The organism is Streptomyces sp. NPDC000348, assembly GCF_042898795.1.
Classification (GTDB): Bacteria; Actinomycetota; Actinomycetes; order Streptomycetales; family Streptomycetaceae; genus Streptomyces.
Window position 1 is genome coordinate 302,144 of the sequence record NZ_JBIAZD010000008.1, and the last position, 21,314, is coordinate 323,457.

Sequence of the window (21,314 nt, forward strand, 5' to 3'; positions counted from 1 at the left end):
GAATGACTCTTCATGTGGTCCTGTAAGGTGGAGGGAGCGGTGCCGGCATTCCGGCTGGCCGCTGTTTCGTCATGCCGTCGTGAAGGAGTTCCGCTCCGATGACCTCCACCGTCACCCCAGCCCCACCCGGCCGGGCCACGTCTCCGCGCGACGGCGGCGCGCCCCGGCGCCGTACCCGTGTCCTCGCCCTGCCTGAGGCGCGCTGGGCCGCCGCAGCTGCCGTCTTCTTCCTGCTCGCGCTGCCGCTGCAGCTGGCTGGTGCTCCGGCGTGGACATGGGGGCCGCTGTACGCGGTGACGTATGTGGCCGGCGGTTGGGAGCCGGGGTGGGCGGGCCTGCAGGCGCTGCGGGAGAAGACGCTCGATGTCGACCTGCTGATGGTCGTCGCCGCTCTCGGGGCGGCGTCGATCGGGCAGGTGATGGACGGCGCGCTGCTGATCGTCATCTTCGCCACGTCCGGTGCGCTGGAGGCGCTGGCCACGGCACGAACCGCTGACTCGGTGCGCGGCCTGCTCGATCTGGCACCGGCCACGGCCACCCGCGTTGACGCCGATGGCAGCGAGGCGACCGTCGCCGTGGAGAAACTGTCCGTCGGTGACACCGTCCTCGTGCGGCCCGGCGAGCGCATCGGTGCCGATGGCCGGGTGCTCGACGGGACGAGCGACGTCGACCAGGCGACCATCACGGGTGAGCCGTTGCCCGTTGCCAAGGGGCAGGGCGACGAGGTCTTCGCGGGCACCCTCAACGGCACCGGCGCCTTGCGCGTCCGTGTGGACCGTGATGCCTCCGACACGGTGGTCGCCCGGATCGTGCGGATGGTGGAGGAGGCGTCCGAGACCAAGGCGCCGACCCAGTTGTTCATCGAGAAGGTCGAACAGCGCTACTCGCTGGGCATGGTGGTGGCGACGCTGGCCGTGTTCCTCGTCCCGCTGGCCTTCGGCACGGACCTCGCCGATGCGTTGCTACGGGCGATGACGTTCATGATCGTGGCCTCACCGTGCGCGGTCGTCCTGGCGACGATGCCGCCCCTGCTGTCGGCCATCGCGAATGCCGGACGGCATGGTGTTCTGGTCAAGTCGGCGGTGGTGATGGAGAGGCTGGGGCAGGTCGACGCGGTGGCGCTCGACAAGACCGGCACGCTGACCGAGGGCACGCCGCGGGTCACCGACGTCCGACCGCTCGCCGCATCCCGGCTGGACGAGCGTGAGTTGCTGGTCCTCGCGGCCGCCGCGGAGCACCCGAGCGAGCATCCGCTGGCCCGTTCCGTTGTGGACGCGGCACGTGAACGCGGGCTCGCCCTGCCGGTGGCAGAGGACTTCGACTCCACGCCCGGCGTCGGGGTGACAGCCACCGTGGACGGGCGCGTGGTCGTGGTCGGCGCCCCGGCGCGGCTCCTTGGCGGGGCGACGGACGCGGACTCCGCCCTCGCGGCGGTGCTTGTCGGTGGACTGGAGGACGGCGGACGGACCGCGGTCCTGGTCACGGTGGACGGTACGCCGGTGGGCGTGCTCGGCATTGCGGACCGGCTGCGGCCCGACGCCACCGCCACCGTCACCTCGCTGAGGTCCCTCACCGGAACCGCACCCGTACTGCTGACCGGCGACAATCCGCGCGCTGCCGCCCGCCTGGCCGCCGAGGTCGGCATCGAGGACGTACGGGCAGGACTGCTGCCCCAGCACAAGGTGAGTGCGGTGCGAAAGCTGGAGGACTCCGGCCGCAAGGTGATGGTCGTGGGCGACGGCGTCAACGACGCCCCGGCGCTGGCAGCTGCCCACACCGGTGTCGCGATGGGCCGGGCGGGTTCCGACCTCGCCCTGGAGACCGCCGACGCCGTCATCGTCCGCGACGAACTCGCCACAGTCCCCGCCGTGATCGCCCTGTCCCGGCGCGCCCGCAAACTCGTCGTGCAGAACCTGGTCATCGCCGGAGTCTTCATCACCGGCCTGGTGATCTGGGACCTGGCCGGCAACCTGCCGCTGCCGCTCGGCGTCGCGGGCCACGAGGGCTCCACCGTCATCGTCGGCCTCAACGGACTGCGGCTGCTGCGCGAAGCGGCCTGGAAGCGGGCCGCCGAGTGAGCCGCCGCAAGGCTCCCGCACAGGCGGCGCCCCGGTGCACGGTGACCGTGTGCCGGGGGTGCTGCTGCGGCACGGCCAAGGTACCCGGCACCGACCATGCCGCCCAACTCGCCGTACTCAAGGCCGAACTGGGGGCGATCGCCCAGGTCCGGGCGGTGAACTGTCTCGACGCGTGCGAGCAGGCCAACGTCATCGTCGTACAGCCGTCTTCGCCCGGGCGGGCCGCAGGCGGGCGGCCGGTCTGGCTGGGCCTGGTCAACGACCCTGACGCGACGGGCGACATCGTGGCGTGGGTGCGCTCCGGCGGACCGGGCCTCGCCGAACCGCCGGACATCCTCGGCCTGTACGAGTTCGGCCCGTCCCGGCGCGTACGACGGGCCGTCGAGGGCTGAGAAGCACACGGCGGCCGTTGTCAGTTGCGGCCGCATCGGCAACCAGGCCGGCAGCGACACCTCACCGATCCTCCTGGGCGACTACAGGACCGACCCCGAGGCCGAGCTGGAGCGGCCCACCCGCGTCTCCCTCATCGACACGAGAAGAAGAAGCTGCGCCTGGTGGACCTGGGCACCAGCTACTCCTTCCGCTCACTGGCCCGCGGCCCGCACGGCGAGGCCCTGGTCCTCGGCACCGACGGCGTCATCCACGTCATCGACCGGAACACCGGCAAGATCGGGAAGAAGATCCCCGCCGTGGGCGAGTGGCAGGAGCCGCTGGACTGGCAGCAGGCCCGGCCCACCCTGTTCGTCCGCGACCACACCGCGTACGTCTCCGACCCCGGCAAGAAGGCCCTGCACGCCATCGACCTGGACACGGGGAAGAAGATCACCTCCGTCACCCTGCCGGAGAGCACCAACGAACCGTCGGGCGTCGTCGCCGGACACTGACCCCGCAACGTGCCCTCGCCCAAGTGGCCTCGATGCTGCGGTGGCGGGGGCACACCGCCTGTCCCGCCGCGGGACCGGACCCGGTCCTCGGCCACGACGGGAGAAGCGGCGTACGGACGCACGTGTGGCGGGGTCCCGGGTGTCGCTCGTGTGGGCGGGCGGCTGTCGGGGACGCCTGGAACGCGTCGGCCCACACGATCCGTCACCGACCCACGGGATCACCGTCGGCACCGTCGTTCCGGACGCGCAGTGTCAGGTGGCCGCCGTGATGCAGCGGTGTGCTCAGCCGCGGACGCGCCGCCTCGTGGCCGGTCTCCGCGTCGACGATGTGCACCTCGCTGTGGCCGCCCCGGGTGACGGCGATCCAGTCGGAGCCCGGTGAGGCGGCCACCGCGCGGCGTTGGACGCCCTCCCAGGGGGTGCCGCCGCGACGTGGGGCACCGTCCATACCGGGCAGGGGGAAGCGGCGGGCGGCGCCGTCGGCGCCGAGCAGGATCAGCTCGTCGCCGTCGGGATGGACACGGGTGAAGGCGGTGTGGCGCCGGGCTAGGGCCAGCCGGAAGACGAGCCCGGGACCGAGGTCCGTGAGCAGCGTGCGGCCGGTTCCCAGCTCATGGTGCCATGCCTGGTTGGTCCACTCCGGCCAGCGCAGCGGGTCCGGGTCGCCGCCGCGCAGCGTGGTCCACAGTGCCTGACGCCGGGTGTCGAGCCGGAGGTACCAGCCCCGGGCGGGCGATCCCCACGGAATGACCGCCTCGGCAGCGAGGATGTCGCCCTTTCTGCGGGCCCGGTGCACCCCCCGGCTCGTGGCCGCGAACACCTGCTCCGAGTCGGGTGCCTGCGCGTCCCCGTGTCCGTCGTCCGGCAGCGGCAGGAGCGCGTGAGGGGTGACCAGGGGGCAGCCGGGCGGAGCCGCGAGGAGGTCCGCGAACCGGTGGACGGCCAGCGCACCGGGTTCCCGGTGCCGCAGTACGACCAGTGGGTCGGTCCCGCCCAGTACGGTCACGCCCGGTTCGCCGATGCGCGTCCGCACCCGTGCGGCCTCTCCGGTGGCCAGGTCGAGGACCGTCATCAGGTCCGACCACGGTTCGCTGTTCTTGCCGAGGCCGGTGGTGACGGCCAGTCGGCGGCCGGACGGGTCGCAGGCGAGGTGCTCGGCCGGCACGGCGACCGGAACCGCGCGTTCCACGAGCTCCTCGGCGTAGGGGTTGAGCACCAGCAGTTCCCCGCGGCGGTCGTCGACGCAGGCCACCCGCCCGCCCGGCAGCGCCAGGAACCCGGCGTGCTCCGAAAGGTGACGGCCGGTGAGGCGCCCTGCTACGGCACCGTCGGGCACGGTCAGCAGGTGTACGGCTCCGGCCACATGGTCGGAGACGAGCAGGACGGGTGTGGCAGCAGGCATGAGTCCTCCAGAAACCGGTCTGGTGAAAACGATTATCATGTATCTTCAGTGCGTTCCCGGTACCTGAAAAGAAGCGAGGGCATCGATGCTGCGCTCACCGTCGAGATTCGTTCGCAGTTGGCTCACCGCAGCGGCGGTGGGTTCGCTCCTGGTCGGCTGCGGCTCGTCCTCCGAAGAACCCGCGAACGACAAGGCCGAGCCCGCGGCGAAGACGGAGGTGACCGTCGAACCCATCAAGGCGTCGACGGAGTTGACCGACACCAACGGCGGCAGGATCTCCTTGAAGAAGGAGCCCGAGCGGATCGTCTGCCTGTTCGCCCTGTGCGACGACATCCTGACGGAACTGGGCATCGTGCCGGCGGCCACCAACAGCGCGTTGCTCGCCCACCCGGACTTCCTGGGAGAGGAGAAGGCCAAGGAGGTGGACGTCATCCCCGGCGGATTCATCGCCCCGGAGGTGGAGGCGATCCTCTCCCACAAGCCCGATCTCGTGATCGGCCTCGGGGACACCCACGGCAAGCTCGCCCCGGCACTCAAGGGAGCGACCACGTTCTGGGCCATGCAGCCCGAGACGTGGCAGGACAGCGTGGGCTATTTGCGCGACACCGCCGCGCTCACCGGCCGCACCGCCCAGGGGGAGAAGGCGGAGAGGACCTTCCGGACGAAGCTCGCCGAGGCCGAGAAGACCCCGAGCGACAAGACCGCGCTCATCATCTACGGCAGTGACGAGAACTTCGGCGTCGCGACGCCCGAAGGTGACGTGGCTGCCAGCCTGTTCCCCAAGATCGCCGACTACCCGTGGAAGTCCCGTGGTGTGGAGGGCAGTTACAGTCTCGAAGAGATCCTTGCCAAGGACGTCGACGTGCTGTTCGTCGAGACGCTGAGCTTCGGCGACGCGGAGGGCGAACTGTCCGAGAAGCTCGCCGGGAACCCGCTCTGGGGCAGGATTCCGGCAGTGAGGAACGGTGACGTCCACGAGGTGAACTCAGAGGTGTGGGCCAAGGGGCGTGGCACCCGTTCGCTGGGCATCGTGCTCGACGAGGCCACGGCCGCGCTGCGGTGAGGACGTCCCTTCCAGCGCCCGCCGTAGCCGATCACGCCGCGGCGGGCGGAGAGCGGCCGTCGCGCGGTGTGCGGAGGTGGCAACCGCTTCTGGTGGTCGTGTTGCTGGCGGTCTCCTCGGTCTGCGCGCTCGGCCTCGGCACCCCCTACGTCCCCCCGCACCGGCTGGTCGCCGCGGTACTGGACGGGGAGACCACCCTCGCCGGGATCGTCGTGACCGAACTTCGCGTGCCCCGCCTGCTGCTGGCGCTCGTCGCCGGAGCATGTCTGGGGGCGGCCGGACTGGTGCTCCAGGAGGCGCTGCGCAACCCCCTGGCGGTGCCGGAGATGCTGGGCGTGTCGTCCGGGGCCGCGCTCGGGGTGGCCGCGCCGCTGGTGCTGACCCTCTCGCTGCCCGCCGCCGTCCAGCCGCTGCTGGCCATCGGCGGCGCCGCACTCGGCGGCGGACTGACGCTGCTCGTCGCGGGGCTGGGCCGCAGCCCGTCCGCCGTGCTGCTGACCGGCGCCGCGGTGGCGGCCGCGCTGCAGGCCGCGCTGCTCGTCCTGATGGTCATGGCCGACCAGCTCGACCTCCAGCTGATCTACCGCTACCTGCTCGGCTCCCTCTCCGCCCGGACGTGGGAGGACGTGACGGGCCTGTGGCCGTGGCTGCTCGTCGCGGTGCCCGCACTCGTGCTGTGCGCGCCGGTGCTGTCCGTGCTGCGGCTGGGCGACGAGGACGCGGAGGCGCTCGGTGTGCGAGCTCAGCGCGCCCGGCTGGCAGCGCTGGCCATCGCCGTGGTGCTGATCGCTCCGGTGACGGCCGTGTGCGGGCCCGTCGCGTGGGTGGGGTTCCTCGCCCCGCACCTGAGCCGCTGGTTCGATCCAGCGGCGGGAGCGGTGCGCTGGCTCCCCTGGTCCGCGGCCTGGGGCGCTGTCGTCGTGGTGGTCGCCGATGTCCCGGCCCGGCTGGCGCTGGCGCCCGTGGAGACGCCTGCCGGCGCGTGGACGGCCCTGCTGGGGGTGCCGGCCGGCGTCGCGCTGATGCGGTCGGGTGGCCGTCGCCGGGCGGTGGCCCGGCGCGGACCGGCCGCTTCGTCCGGGGTGCGCGAGCAGCTGTCCGGGCCGCGGAAGACGGCTTCGGGTGGGGCGGACGAAGTACCTCCCGCCGGGGCATCGCATCACGCTCACCGGGGCGAACCCGGGCCCGGCGGTCCGACCTCGCCGCCTCTCGGGACGATCGGAACGGAGGACGTACGGTGACCCGGCGTTTCACGGCCCTCGCAGCACTGGCCGTCGTGTGCGCCGCAGTGGAGGTGGTGGCCGGGCGCGGCATGTCCCCGGGGGCGGTCTGGGACGTCCTCAACGGTGGCGGTGACCCGACGGAGCGCCACATCTTGTTCCAACTGCGTCTGCCGAGGCTGCTGGTGGCCCTCGGCGCGGGTGCCTGTCTGGCCGTGGCGGGACTGGTCCTGCAGTCCGCCCTGCGTAATCCCCTGGCCGGACCGGAGGTGACGGGCGTGACCCCGGGGGCGGTCCTCGGCGCCGTCACCGCGACCGCCCTGGGGCTCGCCGGGTGGGATTCGCCCCTGGCCGTGGTCCTCGCCGCCTGCGCGGGAGGGTGCGCCGGAGCAGCGCTGCTGTGGCTGCTCGCCGGCCGCGGGCGCGGTGATCCCGCGCAGACCGCCGTGCACGGGGTGCTGGTGTCGGCGGTGCTCGGCGGGCTCACCGCCATGGTGCTGCTCGTGGAACCGGGTGAGCTCGGCAGCGTCGTGCAGTGGCTGGTGGGCACCACGGAGGGCCGGGTGTGGGAGCACTGGCACCTGCTGTGGCCGTGGGCGCTCGTCTGGGGGGTTGCCGCCTGGCTGCTGGCGGGGCCGTTGACCCTGCTGCGCTGCGGGGACGACATCGCCCTCGCCGCCGGTCTCTCCGCTCGCCGGGCCCGGACCCTGGCCCTGATGTGCGCGGTGGCCCTGACCGCCGGCGCCGTGGCTGCCGTCGGCGCGCTGGGCTTCATCGGGTTGCTCGTCCCGCATCTGGCCGTGGCCGTCTTCGGTGCGGACCTGCGCCGGAGCCTTCCCGGCGCCGCCCTGACAGGCGCGGTCGTGGTGTGCGGGGCCGACGCGGCGGCGCAGTTGTCCTCGCGGCTGCTGGCGACGGCGCTGGACTCCGGGCGGCTCACGCTGCCGGTCGGGGCGCTCACCGCCTGCCTCGGTGCCGCGCTGCTGCTGCTCGTCGTGCGCCGCACGCCGAGCCGTACGTTCTGACGTCGAATTGAGGACAGAGCATGATCGAGTCCGTGGGGATCCACGTCGAGGGGGTTCACTTCGGCTACCCCGGACGGCCCGTGCTGCGGGGCGTCGACCTGACCGTCCGGCCGGGCGAACTGACCGCCCTGATCGGCCTGAACGGCTGCGGCAAGTCGACCCTGCTGCGGCTGGCCGCCGGGCTGCTGCACCCCGACGAAGGGCGCGTGCTGCTCGGCGAGGACGACGTCACGCGGCTTTCGAGACGCGCCACGGCCCGGAGGGTGGCCTTGCTGCACCAGTCGGCTCCGGCCGTGCCGGGCATGACGGTGCGTCACCTCGTCCGTCAGGGGCGGTATGCGGCACGTGGCCCGCTGGGCATGCTGCGCGAGGGCGACGACCCCGTCGTGCGCCGGGCGCTGCGTGATGTCGGGGTGGAGGACTGGGCCGACCGTGACGTCGACGCGCTGTCCGGCGGCGAGCGGCAACGTGTCCGGCTCGCGATGGCGCTCGCGCAGGACACCCGGGTCCTGCTGCTCGACGAGCCGACCACGTACCTGGATCTGCACCACCAGCTCGACGTACTGCAGACCGTGGTGCGTCTGCGGGAGGAACGCGGGCTCACGGTGGTGATGGTGCTGCACGACCTGGCCCACGCAGCCCGGTTCGCCGAGCGGGTCGTCGCCCTGCGGGAGGGCCGTGTGGTGGCCGACGGAGCGCCGAAGCAGGTCGTCACGCCGGGGTTGCTGGCGGAGGTGCTGCAGGTGGCGGGCCGGGTCGGTGAGGATCCGGAAGGGGGGTGGCCTGTGTGTTACCCAGATCACCCCATCGCAGCTCTAGAATATGAAAATCAGATTCATTAGATTGGGGTCACGGCGCTCATCCGAACGCCGTATCTCCCTGCTGATGAAGGAGAGTTCATGGAAAACGAGCAGGTCTTCGCACCGATCGCCGACCCGGGTCAGCTGGCTCACGACTCGGCCTCTCACTCCAACGCGCTCGTCGAGAACCCCTTCGAGGACACCGAGGAGTAAGCGAGGGCCTAGCCACCCTCGACCGTGGGCCCGCCCGATGCCTTCCGGGCGGGCCCACGCCCGTCCCCGCTCCCGTCGACAGGAGGAACACCGTGTCCCGTAGCCGACTCGTCCCCGGTGTCGAGGTCGTCGCCGTGCCCGGGCGAGGGCTTGCCGTCCGCACCCCCGCAGGGGAGTTCTTCAGTGTCAGGACGGGAGACGTCGACGAGGACGTCTTGCTCTCCCTGCTCACCGGGGGGACCACAGCCCCGGTGGACGAGGGGATGGATCGCGTGATCCGGGCGTTCGAAGAAGCCGGTTATCTGGCGGAAGGGCCGTTGGGCCCGGAGTGGCCCGCCGCTCGCCAGGATGTCAGGATCCTCGGCGACCCGGTCCTGACCGAACCGCTCACCGTACAACTGGCCGCCCTGGGCGCTCGGCCCCGTACGACTCCGGCCGTGACCGCCTCCGGCGGCTCGCCGGTGGGCATCGAGGACCTGCTCGACGGAAACCCCTCCGCGGTCGTGTGGTGCCTGGACGGACCCGTGCCGGACGGCTTGTGGGACGCCGCCGACCGGCTGCCGGAGCACGGTGTCGCGTGGCTGCGCTGCCACCGCGAGGGCTGGCAGGCGTACGTCGAGCCGGTGGCCGCCGCTCCCGGGGACGTCACCTCGGCGCACGTCCGGTCCCGCCGGCTCGCCGCCACACCCGCTCACCGCGAACTGGCCGCGTACTGGAGCGGACCGCGTACCTCCGGCGCGCCGGTCCGGCTCGCCGCGCCCGCCGCCACGCTGCTCGCGGCGCTGCTCGCGGACGATCTCGGCCGGTGGGCCACCGGAGCCTTTGACCCGGGGGGACTCCCGGTGCGGCGCCGACTGCGACGGGTGGACCTGCGCACGCTGACCGTCACCGAGCACCCCGTGTTGCCGGTGCCCGACGTCGCGCCGATGCCGAAGAGGGACGGATGACGGCGTTCAGCACGGCTGTGGGGGAACTCGCCACCGACGTCCTGCTCCCGGCCGGTCACGGCCCCTTCCCGACCGTCCTGGTGCGCACCCCCTACGACCGGACCCGGCACGAGGCCGAGGCGCGTGGCTGGGCCCGCCGCGGGTTCGCCGCCGTCGTCCAGGACGTGCGGGGGCGGTTCGCGTCGCCGGGGGAGTGGCACCCGTACGCGTACGAGACCGCGGACGGAACAGCGGCCGTCCGCTGGATCCGGCGGCAGCCGTGGAGCGACGGGCGGCTGGTGGCCGCCGGCGCCTCCTACGCCGCCCACTGCGCCCTCGTCCTCGCCCTCGACGCGCCCGGGGACGCCCGGCCGGATGCCGTCATCGCGGCCGTGCCCGCCCTCGGCTCGGCGGAGACGGCCCGCGAGGCGTCCGGCGTGGAACGGCTGTTCTCCCGCGCCGGATGGTGGGCCGCCCACGGCGACCGGCGCGACTCCGACGAAAGTGCGCTGAACAAGGCCCTCGCCGAGGACCCCGGCCTGCTCGCCCACCTGCCGTTGACCGCCCTGCCCGAGCGGCTGGGACGCGCCCTGCCCTCGTGGGCGGGGCTGTGGAACCAGCCCGACCGCGGGCACCTCGTGGCGCGGGCGGCGCACGCCGGGCCGCCCCTGCTCGCGGTGGGCGGCCACCACGACCACTTCACCGAGGAGACCGTCGCTCTGTGGCGTGCCTGGGGCGGATCCTCGGCGCGTCTGCTGCTCGGCCCCTGGGGGCACCCGCTGACCGCTGCTCCGGGGCCGGACGCGGGACCCGCCCACCGGCTGAACCTCGGCGAGCTGTACGTGCGCTGGGCCCGCCGCGCCCTGACCGGCGACCTCGCCCCCGGCCACCACGGCGCACTGGCGCTCGGCGGCGCCGACCTGTGGCTGCCCGCCGACGCCGAGGGAGAACCGCGTGCCCACCGCACGCGCCTGCTGCACGGCTCCGCCTTCACCGCCGACCCCGTCCGGCCCGTTCGCTCCGACGACCTGACCGTCCCCGCCGATGGCCCGCCCGACCGCTGCCTGCTGGTCACACCGCCGTCGCCGCGTCCGCTCGACCTCGTCGGCCCCGTCAGTGTGCGGCTGCGGGCCACCGCCCACACACCGTCCGCCGACTGGGCCGCCAGGCTCGTCGTGCTCCCACCGGACGGGATCGCCGAGCGGCTCGCCGTCGGTATCGTCCGGCGTGCCGAACCGACCGGCCGGGAAGCCGCGTTCACCGTCGGACTCGGCCGGCTCGCACGTCGGCTCCGGGCCGGCACCCGGCTGCGCCTGGAGATCGCCGGACACCACTTCCCGGCCCACGCCCGCAACCCCCACACCGGGGACGACCCGATGACGGCCGCACAGCTGCTCGCCTCCCGGCGGGAGGTCGACCCGGACAGCGTGGTGCTGAACCTGCCCGTCCTCCCGTCCCGTCCCGCCCCCACCGACCCCGCCGAGGAGATCCTGCGATGACGGCTCTGCCGCTGGAAGCGCTCGTCGACCCCGTCTGCGGAATCATCCGCAAGGTCAAGCCCGTCGAGCACCCCGCGGGCGCCCCGCCCCGCTACACCGCGCTCACGGCCGAGGTGTCCGACGCCCGCAGACACGGCCTGTGGCCCGCCGACCGGGTCTCCCTCGGCACCACCTTCGGCGACCCCGAGCAGGCCCGCGTCGCCGCGATAGCCGAGGGCATGGAGCGCTACTGCGGCAACCGTGTGCCGCCGCCCGGCCACCCGGACGCACCCCTGCGCGCCACCGCCGCCGAACTGGCGGACAAGGGCCTGCGCCTGTACGGCCCGGCCGATCTGCCCGCCTACGCACCCTGGCAGTACGCCCGCGCGAAGTTCCCCTACCGCCCGCTCACCGCCGACACCCCCGCGCTGTGGACACGGGGAACCGAACGACTGCCCGACGGGACCGCCGCCGAGGTCTGGGCACCCGTCTCGCTCACCCACCTCAACTGGCGCCAGGGCGGCCTGCGCGAGCTGCCTCGCACCCACCACCTCAACTACGCCGGGATCGCCACCGGACAGGGCCTCGACGACGCTGTCGAGCGCGGCCTGCTGGAGATCGTCGAACGCGACGCCCTGGAACTGTGGTGGCACCTGGACGGCCCGGCCCGGGGCATCGACCCGGCGAGCGTGCCCGGCCTCGCCGACGACCTCGCCGGCTCCGCGCTCGACGTCCACATCGTCGAGATGCACTCGGAGTTCGCCCCCTGCATGGCCGCGCTCGTCCACGACCCGCGCCTCGGCCTGTACGCCGCCGGGTTCGCCTGCAAGTACGATCCGGCCGAGGCCGCCCGCAAGGCCGTCCTGGAAGCCGTCCACACCTGGGTCTTCACCCAGGGCCTGACCGACCCCGACGGCTGGGTGTTCCAGGCCGTCGAGGCCGGGCTGCTCGCCCGCGGGCTGTACCTGGAGCACCGGGCCGACGGCCGCTACCTCGACGTGTGCGGCGAGCAGTTCGAGCACGTGCGGGACCTGGGAGCACACGTGCAGGTATGGCTGGACGAGCGGATGGCGGTCGAGGCCCGGAGGTTCACCGAGCCCGCGCTCGGGACGGTATCCGTCGCAGAGGTCGAACCGGGCAGTCGGGAGCGGCTGGAGAGCACGCTGCGCGGGGGCGGTCACCGTGTCATGACCTTCGACCTCACCACCGAGGACGTGGCGGAGACCGCGCTGCGCGTCGCCCGGGTCCTCGTCTCCGGACTGCTGCCCAACGCGCCCGCCGCCTTCGGCTACTTCGGCTGCCCGCGCCTTGCCGAGGCCGCCGTCGCGCGCGGATGGCGCGCGACCGCGCCGAGCGCGCCGGAGGATTTCACGCTGGCACCTCCGCCGCACATGTGAGGGCCGCTGTGGAAGACCACCGCGAGGACCCGCCGACGGGCCTCGTCGCCGCCCTCGCCCGGGCCCGCTCTCCGGAGCGCCCCGGCCCCGACACGCCCGCCGGAGCACCCGTCCGGGCCTGGGCGGGCCCGCCGCGCCCGATCCCGGAGGCCGGCCCCGCGGACCTCGACCTGCGGACTCTGCTGCATCTTTCCCTGGCGGCCTCGGACACCTCCGGACGCCTCAGGCCCACCCCCTCCGCCGGTGCGCTGCACCCGGTGGACACCGAACTGGTCGTGGGCACCGGCTGCTCCCTGCCGCCCGGCCGCTACGGCTACGACCCGCTGCGCCACCGCGTCCATCACGTCGGCCCGCCCGTCGACGGCACGCCGCCGGGCGTGACCGCCGCACTTTCCGTCACCGCACAGCGCACGGTGTCCCACTACGGCCACCGGGCCTGGCCCCTCCTGTTGCTGGACACCGGGCACGCCGCCGCGGCGTTGCTCCTGGCGGCCCGCGTCCTGGGCGCGGGCGGAGCCGACGTACGGATGGACGGACGCACCGAGAACCCCCTGGCCGTCGTACGCATCCCACCGCCCGACGGGCGGAGCCCGAGGCGCCCCGCAGAGACCGAGGCCCCGCCCACCCCGGCCGACCTGCTGGCGCGCCGCAGTACCCCGCCACCGTTGCCGGGCCTTCCACCCCGCGACGCACTGCGGGCAGTCCTGGCCACCGCCGAACGAGCCGGGGGCGGTGGCCCGTTGCGCTGGTGCGCCGCGGTCGGCCCGCCTCGGCCCGGCCTCATGGAACTGGCCCCCGAGGGCACGACCCTGCGGCGCTACGCGTCCGGCGAGGCCCGTCCGACGCTCGCGGCCTGGGCGGCGAGCCAGGCGTGGCTCGCGGACGCCGGCGCCGTACTGCTCGCCCACGGCTGCCCCACGGACGCCGACACCGCGCACATCCGCCGCGCCCACCTGCGAGCCGGCTTCGCCGTCCACCTGGCCCATGTCACAGCTCTGCGCCACGGGCTGGCGGCCCGGCCCGTCGGCTCCTGGCAGCAGGCGGATCTCGGCGCCGCCCTCGGCGCCGCGCCGGGCCGTGACTGGGTCGTGCACGCCCTGGCCCTCGGCACCCGCCACGCCGACGAGGAGAACTCCACATGATCGTCCACCCCGAGCTGCGCCGCGCCGCACGGCGCGCACGGCGCCCCCTGCTCGCGGCCACCCTCTTGCAGGGAGCCGTCACCCTCACGCACCTGGCGCAGGCCGCGCTGCTGGCCCTCGCGCTCGCCGGCCTGGCCCGCGGTGACACCGGCCGACTCCCGTGGCTGCTGGCCGCGGTGCTCGCCGTCGTCACCGCCCGCGCCGGGCTCGCCCTGTGGCAGCGGCGCACCGCCACCCGCGCCGGGGCCCGGGTCAGGGTGGCACTGCGCGACGAACTCCTCGCTCACCTGGGCCGGCTGGGGCCCGCGTATCTGACCACAGCGCGGGCGGGAGCCGTCCGCACCACCCTGGTCGAGGGGGTGGAGGGCGTCGACGCCTACGTCTCCCGCTACCTGCCCCAGCTCCTGGTCACCCTCGCGGTACCACCCCTGGTCCTCGCCGTCCTCGCCGTGGTCGAACCCCGGGCCCTCCTCGGCCTCGTCCCCGCCCTGCTCCTGGCCCTGCTGGGCCCGCGCGCCTGGGACCGGCTCCTCGCCACCCGCGGAAAGGAGCACTGGGACACCTACGAAGGACTGGGCGCCGACTACCTGGAGGCCCTCCAGGGCATGCCCGCCCTGCGCGCCGCGGGTGCCGTCGGCCGCACCCGCGCACGCCTGGAGGAGCGGTCCGCGGCCCTGCACCGCGCGACCGTCGCCAAACTGCGCGTGTCCCTGGTCGACACCGGCATCACCGACCTCGCCATCCAGGGCGGCACCACCGCCGCAGCGCTCCTGGCGTGCTGGTCGGCCGTCACCGGATCCACCACCGCGGCCGGCACCTATCTGGTGCTGCTGCTGGCCTCCGAGTGCTTCCGCCCGGTCCGCGACCTCGCCCGGGAATGGCACGCCGGCTACCTGGGGGTGTCGGCCGCCGACGGGCTGGCGGCCCTGCGCACGGCCGAGCCGGCGGTCCCCGACACCGCAACGGCGCCCGCGCACTGGCACACTCCGCCCGAACTCCGTTTTCACGACGTCCGGTTCACCTACGACGGTGCTCCCGCACCTGCCCTGGACGGTGTCTCCTTCACCGCGCGAGCGGGACGGACCACCGCGATCGTCGGGCCGTCCGGCGCGGGCAAGTCGACCCTGCTGGCCCTGCTCCTGCGCTATCATGACCCGCAGGAAGGGCGGATCACCCTCGACGGGCGCCCCACGACCGAGTGCGCGCTCGACTCGCTGCGGCAGGGCATCGCCGTGGTCTCGCAGGAGACGTACCTGTTCCACGCCACCATCGCCGACAACCTGCGTCTGGCCCGGCCCGGCGCCACGGACGACGAGCTCACCCGGGCGGCGCGCGCCGCCGGGATCCACGACGAGATCGCCGTCCTCCCGGACGGCTACGCCACCGTCCTCGGCGAACGGGGCGCCACGCTCTCCGGCGGCCAGCGACAGCGGCTCGCCCTCGCCCGGGCCCTGCTGTCCGACGCCCCGGTCCTCGTTCTCGACGAGGCCACCAGCGCGGTCGACGAGCGACGCGAGGCGGACATCGTCCGGGAGTTGCTGAAGGCGGCCGGCGGACGGACCGTCCTGGTGGTCGCCCACCGGCTCGCGGCCGTCCGGCACGCCGACCGGATCGTCGTCCTCGACGCGGGACGGGTGGACGCCGTCGGCGACCACACCGGCCTGGTCGAGGCCGGCGGCGTCTACACCCGGCTCGTCGAGGCCGGCCGCGCCCACCGAGGAGACCTCGCCGCATGAGCATTGTCACCGGTCCCGCCGCCACCGGGGCGGACGGTCCCGCGCGGGGCGCGCTGCGCGCCCTGCTGCCCGCCCTCGCGGCACACCGCGCCATGACGGCCCGCACCTGTGCCGCCGCGCTCCTCGAACAGGGCTCCCTCGTCGCGCTGGTGACCCTGGCCGCGCACACCGTGGGCACCGCCGTCATCGAAGGGCGCGCCCCCACGGCCGGCACCGTCTCCGCGCTCGTCGCCCTCGTTCTCGTACGGGCCCTGACGACCTGGCGGGAGATGGACCTCTCGCACGACCTGGCCTACCGGGTGCTGGCCGCACTGCGGGTCCGCGTTTTCGACGGACTGGCCCGCAGCGCGCCCGCCCGGGTCGCCGGCCGGCGCAGCGGCGACCTCGCCGCCACCGCCATGGCCGACGTGGAGGCGCTGGAGTTCTTCTACGCCCACACCACCGCCCAGCTGCTCGCGGCGGGAACGGTCTTCACCGGCGGATCGGTACTTCTGGCCCTGGTGGAGCCGTGGCTGCTGGTGGCCGTGCTGCCGGTCGCGGCCCTGCTTGCCGCGGCGCCCTTCGCCGACGCAGGCGGGCGCACGGTACGCGGCGGCCGCACCCGCACGGCCGTGGCCGCGCTGTCGGCCGACACGGTGGAGACCGTCGACGGGCTGCGCGAACTGCTTGCCTTCGGCGCTCTGGCCGGACGTCGCCGCAAGTTGGCGGAGCGGGGGCGGCAGGTGGGTGACGCCCAGCGCGCCGAGGCCCTATGGGAGGCCGTCGCCGCCGCCGTCCGCGACCTCCTCATCGTGGTCGCGGTCCTCGGCGTGGTCGCCGCGGCGGCACAGTCCGTGACCTCCGGACGGCTGCACGGTGCCTGGGCGCCGGCCGCGATGGCGCTGGCCCTGTCCGTCCTCGGCCCGGTCGCGGAGTCGGCCCGCGCCCTGAGTCAGGCCGTGGCCCTGCGCGCCGCCGCCGCCCGCGTCGACGCGGCCGTCAAGGCCCCCGCCCTCGCACCGCCGCCCACCGCACCACGCCCCCTGCCTCCCGGACCACTGGGCGTCCGGCTGCACCGGGTGAGGTTCGACTACGGCGGCGGGCCCGTGCTGGACGGCGTCGACCTCACCGTCCACCCCGGCCGGACACTCGCCCTCGTCGGCGCTTCCGGCGCCGGCAAGTCCACCTGTGCCCACCTGCTGGCCCGCTTCTGGGACCCGTCCGCCGGTGAGGTCCAGTTGCTGCCCGTCGACGGCGATCCCGTGGACGTGAGGGAGGTGAACGACGAGGAACTGCGGCGGGCGGTGGTGCTGGTGGGACAGGACACCCCCCTCTTCCACGGCACCCTCGCCGAGAACCTGCGGCTCGCCGCGCCCGAGGCCGACGACCGGGCGCTGGCCGAGGCGGCACGACTGTGCGGCGTCGACCGGATCGTCCCCCTGGACACCCTCGTCGGCGAGCGGGGCGCCACGCTCTCCGGCGGTCAGCGGGCCCGCATCGCCCTGGCCCGCGCGCTGCTGGCCGGACCGCGCGTCCTCGTGCTCGACGAGTCCACCGCCCACTTGGACAACACCGGCGACGCCGAACTCGCCACCGCGCTGCAGGAGGAGAGCCGCACGACGGTTTTTATCGCCCACCGCCCGGCCACCATCCGCCGCGCCGACCGCATCGCAGTCCTGGAGGACGGCCTCATCACGGAAGAGGGAACCTGGGAGGAACTCACGAGCAGCCCCGGCAGCGCGCTCAACCGCATCCTCGGCAGCACCACCCCCTCCTGAGCAAGGGACTCCGCCCCGGGAACCGGACCAGTGACGCTTAGGGGCGGGTGTACCTGGAAACGACTACTCCCGAACGATCGTCGCGTCGGCGGTCGGCCGGCACGGGGAGGGGTCTCACGTGGACGCACCCTTGTATCTGAGGCCCAGGGTGGAGCCGCCGCTCGCCGCACTGCTGACGGACCGGCCCTTCCTGCACTCGCTCGTCGACGCGCTGGGGTCGCCGCTCAACGTGCTGCTCCCCGAGGCCGTGGCCGAGAACGCCGCCCGCTTCCGTGCCGTCTACCGCCGCCACCATCTCACCGGGCGGGTGTACTTCGCGCACAAGGCGAACCGGTCCAGCGCCCTGCTGCGGCGACTGGCGGCGGAGGACCCGGCCACCGTCGGCGTCGACGTCGCCTCCACGGAGGAGCTGAGGCACGCACTGGGTTGTGGGTTCACCGGCGACCGCATCATGGCCACCGGACCCAAGGACGCCGCGTTCCTCTGGCTGGCCGCGCGCGTCGGAGCCACGGTCAACCTGGACTCGCCCGGGGAACTGGAACGTCTCTCCGGACTGGTGCGCGCGCACGGGCTCGGCCGCGTCGCCGTGCTGGTACGCCTGTCGGGGTTCGAGCACGCCACCGGCCACGGGGGAGCGGGCACCCGGCTGCTCTCCCGGCGCAGCCGCTTCGGCACCCAGGTACGTGACACGGAGGAGCTGCTGTCGGCGCTCGAACGCAACGCCGACACCGTGGAGTTCGCCGGCGCCGCCTACCACCTCGACACCACCGGCGTGGAGGAGAAGGCGCGGGCGCTGGAGCAGTGCGTGCTGTTCATGGACGAATGCCGGGCGCGGGGACTCGCGCCGCGCGCCCTCGACATCGGGGGCGGATTCGGTGTCGGCTATGTCGCCGAGGCGGAGGAATGGGAGCGGTGGACCACCGCGCTGACCGAGGCGGTGCTCGGTGTCCGCCCCCCGTTGACCTGGCGCGGTCACGGATACGGGCTGCGCAACGAGGGCGGCACGGTGCGTGGCGCCGCCGCGCTGTACCCCGCGTACCGCCCCACCGCCGGCCCCGGTTACCTCGACGAGCTTCTCTCCCTGCCTGCGCCGGTGCTGGGCCGCCCGCCCGCCACCCTCCTGCTGGAGCACCTCCACGACCTGTACATCGAACCCGGTCGCTCCCTGGTCGACCAGTGCGGGCTGTCGCTCGCCCGCGTGCTGGACGTACGGCCCGCGGACATGGACGCCGGGCAGTACCTGGTGCATCTCGCCATGAACGCCGGTGACATGAGCCTGGAGGAGCACGGGGTCCTGGTGGACCCCGTCCTGCTGCCGCGTGGCGAAGCGGCGTCGGGTGACGGGGAGCCGGTCGGCGTCTACCTCACCGGCAATCTGTGCCTGGAAGGTGATCTCATCACCCGCCGCCTGGTCTTCCTGCCCCGGCTGCCGCGGGCGGGAGATCTGCTGGCCTTCGCCAACACCGCCGGATACGCCATGGACTTCCACGCCCACCACGCGCAGCGCCAGCCCGTCGCGCGGACGGTGGCGGTGGAGCGGCGGGGCGACTCCTGGCACTGGTGCCCGGACGAGGACTACTGGCCGATCACACCCATGGGGGGAACAGCCGGATGAGGTACGACAGCATCACCGAGGCCATAGGCAACACGCCTCTGGTGCGCATCGATCCCGCCGTACACGGTCTGCGCAACATCGACCTCTATGCCAAGCTGGAGATGCTCAATCCGTTCGGGTCCGTCAAGGACCGGCCCGCCTGGCACATGGTCCGGCCCCGCCTGGAGGCCGACACCGACCGTGACGGGACGGTCGTGGAGCTCTCCAGCGGCAACACGGCCAAGGCACTGGCCCTGCTGGCCGGTATGCACGGAGCGAGGTTCAAGAGCGTCACCAACCGCATGCGCGTACCCGAGATCAAGGAGCTGCTGCTGCTCATCGGTGCCGAGATCGAGGAACTTCCCGGGCGTAGCGAGTGCCTCGATCCGACCGACACGGACGACCCGCTGACGCACTTCCACCGGGCGCTCTCCGACCCGGGGAGTACGTACCTGCACACCGACCAGTACTTCAACCCGCGCAACGTCGAGGCCCACGCGGAGGGTACCGGTCCCGAGATAGTGAAGGACCTGGACGGCCGGGTGCCGGACTGGTTCATCGCCTGCGTGGGCACGGCGGGTTCGTCGACCGGTGTCGCCAGGGTCCTGCGCGAGCACGACCCGCGCGTGAGGGTCCTCGGCCTGGTCGCCCACAAGTCGGACTTCATACCGGGCATCCGCACCATTGACGAGGTCCACCAGGTCGGCCTGTTCGACCCGGCGACGTACGACACCATCGAGTCGGTGACCTCGGACGAGGCCATCGACGGGATGATCACCCTGATCCGCCGCTGCGGAATGCTGAGCGGACCGACCGGCGGCGCCGCCTATCAGGGGGCGGTGCGGCAGCTGCGGTACGCCGACGCCGAGCTGGACGGGACGGGGCAGCGCCGGACGGCGGTGTTCATCGTGTGCGACCGGGCCGAGAGCTACCTCAGCTACGTGCGTCAGCGACGCCCCCAGCTCCTGGGCCGGACCGATCGCGGGCACTCCGCGGCGGCCGTCACCGACGCCGAGGCCCGCGCGGAGGCCCGCGCCATCGATGTGGACGACGCCCGGCGCTGGTCTGCCGAGGGTGACCCCCGGCCCCTCGTCGTCGACCTGCGCAGCCCGCACGCCTACGCCGCCCTGCACATCGAGGGCTCGGTGAACATCGTCGACGAGGTGTTCGAGGACCTGCTCCGCGGCGGGCTCCCCTTCAGCAAACGCACACCCGTGCTGCTGGCCTGTCCCGTCGGCGAGAAGTCACTGCGCTACGCTGCCGCGCTGTCCCGGATGGGCCACCCGGACGTCCGCAGTCTGGCCGGCGGGATCGTCGCCTGGCGGGACGCGGGCGCACCGCTGGTACGCGAATGAGCCCGGCGCGCCCGCTTCCCGCCGTGGAGCCCGAAAACCCGCTCTGGCAGCAGGAGGTGAGGGAACAGTTCCCCATCGTCACCGCGCATCCGGAGCTGGCGTACCTCGACAGCGCGGCCACGTCACAGAAGCCACGTGCCGTACTGGAGGCCGTCCAGACGTACCTCACGACGTCGAACGCCAACGCCGGCCGCGGCACCTACCCCTGGGCCAACCGGACCACGGAACTCGTGGAATCGACTCGGGAGCGGGTCAAGGAGTTCCTCCACGACCCCGAACCGGGCCGCTCCGGCGTCCACTTCACCAGCGGCACCACCGAGGGTCTGCGTACCGTCGCCCGTGACTGGCTCGTGTCGTACCTCGGGGACGGGGACGAGATCCTCGTGCCGTACGCCGACCACCGGGCCAATCTCGACCCCTGGCTCGAGGCCCGGCGGCTGCTGGCCGAGCGCGGTGTCGAGGTCCGTGTACGGGCGCTGCCGTACCAGGCGGTCTCCGGCGACTACGACCACCGGGCCCTGGCCGAGGTCATCGGCCCGTGGACCCGCTTCGTGGCCGCCACCCACGTCCACCACGTCTACGGCGGCGACATGAACGTGCACCGCATCCGCGAAGCGGTCGGCCCGGACGTGCCGATCTGCCTGGACGCGGCACAGAGCGTCGGTCATCTGCCCGTGCACCTCGACGATCCGTCGCTGGACGTGGACTTCGTGGTCTTCTCCGGGCACAAGGCGATGGCCCTGCCCGGCTCGGGCGCGGTGTGGGCGCGCAACGCGCGGGGGCCCGTGTTCCGGCCGGGCGGCTGGCAGGGCACGCCCAACACGGTGGGCATCGTGTCGCTGCGGGCCGCGCTCGACTGGCTCGACGCGGCCGGAGTCGAGCGGATCGCGCGCTGGACGACCGCGCTCACCACCCGGCTGACGGACCGGCTCGGACAACTCGGCCCGTACGAGGTCCTCGGCTGCCCGGCGAGCCTGGCCGCCGACTCCCCACTGCCCGCGGCCCAGCGCCGCCACGGCATCGTCACCTTCCGCCACCGCGACATCCCGTCCGACGACCTCGGGTTCATCCTCTTCAGCCACGGTTTCATGGTGCGCGCCGACAGCCTCTGCCAGGCCGGCACCGACGAGCGGGACGGATCCGTACGGGTGAGCCTGCATGCCTACAACACGACAGAGGAGATCGACCGCCTGCTGACCGTCCTCGCGTCGTTGACGTGAACGGCAACTGATAACCGTTTCCAC

General features: G+C 73.5%; 17 protein-coding genes and 1 pseudogene. 17 read left to right on the plus strand and 1 reads right to left on the minus strand.

The genetic code is table 11. The features are described from left to right. Positions 1-98: 98 nt before the first annotated feature. The 3 genes and pseudogenes from ACFY3N_RS18505 to ACFY3N_RS18515 form a co-directional block, all read left to right on the plus strand. Positions 99-2,078 carry a heavy metal translocating P-type ATPase gene (locus tag ACFY3N_RS18505; protein ID WP_390817742.1) on the plus strand — a complete coding sequence of 660 codons (1,980 nt, stop codon included), beginning with the start codon at positions 99-101 and terminating at the stop codon, positions 2,076-2,078. Next, complete coding sequence (locus ACFY3N_RS18510; RefSeq protein WP_390817743.1) at positions 2,075-2,470, plus strand: (2Fe-2S) ferredoxin domain-containing protein; 396 nt, start codon at positions 2,075-2,077, stop codon at positions 2,468-2,470. Before ACFY3N_RS18505 ends, ACFY3N_RS18510 begins: the two co-directional genes overlap by 4 nt. 28 nt (positions 2,471-2,498) lie before the next feature. Continuing rightward, positions 2,499-2,962: pseudogene (locus tag ACFY3N_RS18515) on the plus strand (hypothetical protein); the annotation flags it as partial. A gap of 202 nt (positions 2,963-3,164) precedes the next feature. On the opposite strand, the gene ACFY3N_RS18520 reads toward ACFY3N_RS18515, so the two are convergent. Next, the gene (locus ACFY3N_RS18520) at positions 3,165-4,364 is read right to left on the minus strand and encodes a hypothetical protein (RefSeq protein WP_390817744.1); all 1,200 of its coding nucleotides are present in this window, start codon (positions 4,362-4,364) and stop codon (positions 3,165-3,167) included. An 85-nt stretch (positions 4,365-4,449) separates the two neighbouring features. Between ACFY3N_RS18520 and ACFY3N_RS18525 the strand changes: the two genes are divergently transcribed. The 14 genes from ACFY3N_RS18525 to ACFY3N_RS18590 all read left to right on the plus strand — a co-directional run bounded on the left by ACFY3N_RS18525 (position 4,450) and on the right by ACFY3N_RS18590 (position 21,290). Further along, positions 4,450-5,427 carry an ABC transporter substrate-binding protein gene (locus ACFY3N_RS18525; protein WP_390817745.1) on the plus strand — a complete coding sequence of 326 codons (978 nt, stop codon included), beginning with the start codon at positions 4,450-4,452 and terminating at the stop codon, positions 5,425-5,427. Between the two features lie 92 nt (positions 5,428-5,519). Then, on the plus strand, positions 5,520-6,668 hold the full coding sequence (locus tag ACFY3N_RS18530; protein WP_390817746.1) for a FecCD family ABC transporter permease: 1,149 nt from the start codon (positions 5,520-5,522) through the stop codon (positions 6,666-6,668). Continuing rightward, positions 6,665-7,672 (plus strand): FecCD family ABC transporter permease, encoded by a 1,008-nt coding sequence (locus ACFY3N_RS18535; protein ID WP_390817747.1) that lies wholly within the window; start codon positions 6,665-6,667, stop codon positions 7,670-7,672. Before ACFY3N_RS18530 ends, ACFY3N_RS18535 begins: the two co-directional genes overlap by 4 nt. A gap of 20 nt (positions 7,673-7,692) precedes the next feature. Further along, complete coding sequence (locus tag ACFY3N_RS18540) at positions 7,693-8,514, plus strand: ABC transporter ATP-binding protein (RefSeq protein ID WP_352167754.1); 822 nt, start codon at positions 7,693-7,695, stop codon at positions 8,512-8,514. A 57-nt stretch (positions 8,515-8,571) separates the two neighbouring features. Then, entirely contained in the window at positions 8,572-8,685 is a 114-nt protein-coding gene (amiA, locus tag ACFY3N_RS18545) for a streptamidine family RiPP (protein ID WP_240449383.1), read from the plus strand. Positions 8,686-8,777: 92 nt separating this feature from the next. Beyond that, positions 8,778-9,632 (plus strand): hypothetical protein, encoded by an 855-nt coding sequence (locus ACFY3N_RS18550; RefSeq protein ID WP_390817748.1) that lies wholly within the window; start codon positions 8,778-8,780, stop codon positions 9,630-9,632. After that, positions 9,629-11,110 carry a CocE/NonD family hydrolase gene (locus ACFY3N_RS18555; protein WP_390817749.1) on the plus strand — a complete coding sequence of 494 codons (1,482 nt, stop codon included), beginning with the start codon at positions 9,629-9,631 and terminating at the stop codon, positions 11,108-11,110. Before ACFY3N_RS18550 ends, ACFY3N_RS18555 begins: the two co-directional genes overlap by 4 nt. Further along, positions 11,107-12,486 (plus strand): YcaO-like family protein, encoded by a 1,380-nt coding sequence (locus tag ACFY3N_RS18560; protein WP_390817750.1) that lies wholly within the window; start codon positions 11,107-11,109, stop codon positions 12,484-12,486. Before ACFY3N_RS18555 ends, ACFY3N_RS18560 begins: the two co-directional genes overlap by 4 nt. 8 nt (positions 12,487-12,494) lie before the next feature. Beyond that, entirely contained in the window at positions 12,495-13,628 is a 1,134-nt protein-coding gene (locus tag ACFY3N_RS18565; protein ID WP_390817751.1) for a SagB/ThcOx family dehydrogenase, read from the plus strand. Next, entirely contained in the window at positions 13,625-15,364 is a 1,740-nt protein-coding gene (locus ACFY3N_RS18570) for an ABC transporter ATP-binding protein/permease (RefSeq protein WP_390817752.1), read from the plus strand. The genes ACFY3N_RS18565 and ACFY3N_RS18570 overlap by 4 nt, the downstream gene beginning before the upstream one ends. Further along, the gene (locus ACFY3N_RS18575) at positions 15,361-17,121 is read left to right on the plus strand and encodes an ABC transporter ATP-binding protein (protein WP_390817753.1); all 1,761 of its coding nucleotides are present in this window, start codon (positions 15,361-15,363) and stop codon (positions 17,119-17,121) included. Before ACFY3N_RS18570 ends, ACFY3N_RS18575 begins: the two co-directional genes overlap by 4 nt. 118 nt (positions 17,122-17,239) lie before the next feature. Beyond that, a complete protein-coding gene (locus tag ACFY3N_RS18580) occupies positions 17,240-18,736 on the plus strand; it encodes a Y4yA family PLP-dependent enzyme (RefSeq protein WP_390817754.1) in 1,497 nt (498 codons plus the stop codon). Beyond that, complete coding sequence (locus ACFY3N_RS18585) at positions 18,733-20,070, plus strand: pyridoxal-phosphate dependent enzyme (RefSeq protein WP_390817755.1); 1,338 nt, start codon at positions 18,733-18,735, stop codon at positions 20,068-20,070. The genes ACFY3N_RS18580 and ACFY3N_RS18585 overlap by 4 nt, the downstream gene beginning before the upstream one ends. After that, positions 20,067-21,290 (plus strand): aminotransferase class V-fold PLP-dependent enzyme, encoded by a 1,224-nt coding sequence (locus ACFY3N_RS18590; protein ID WP_390817756.1) that lies wholly within the window; start codon positions 20,067-20,069, stop codon positions 21,288-21,290. The genes ACFY3N_RS18585 and ACFY3N_RS18590 overlap by 4 nt, the downstream gene beginning before the upstream one ends. Positions 21,291-21,314 lie beyond the last annotated feature (24 nt).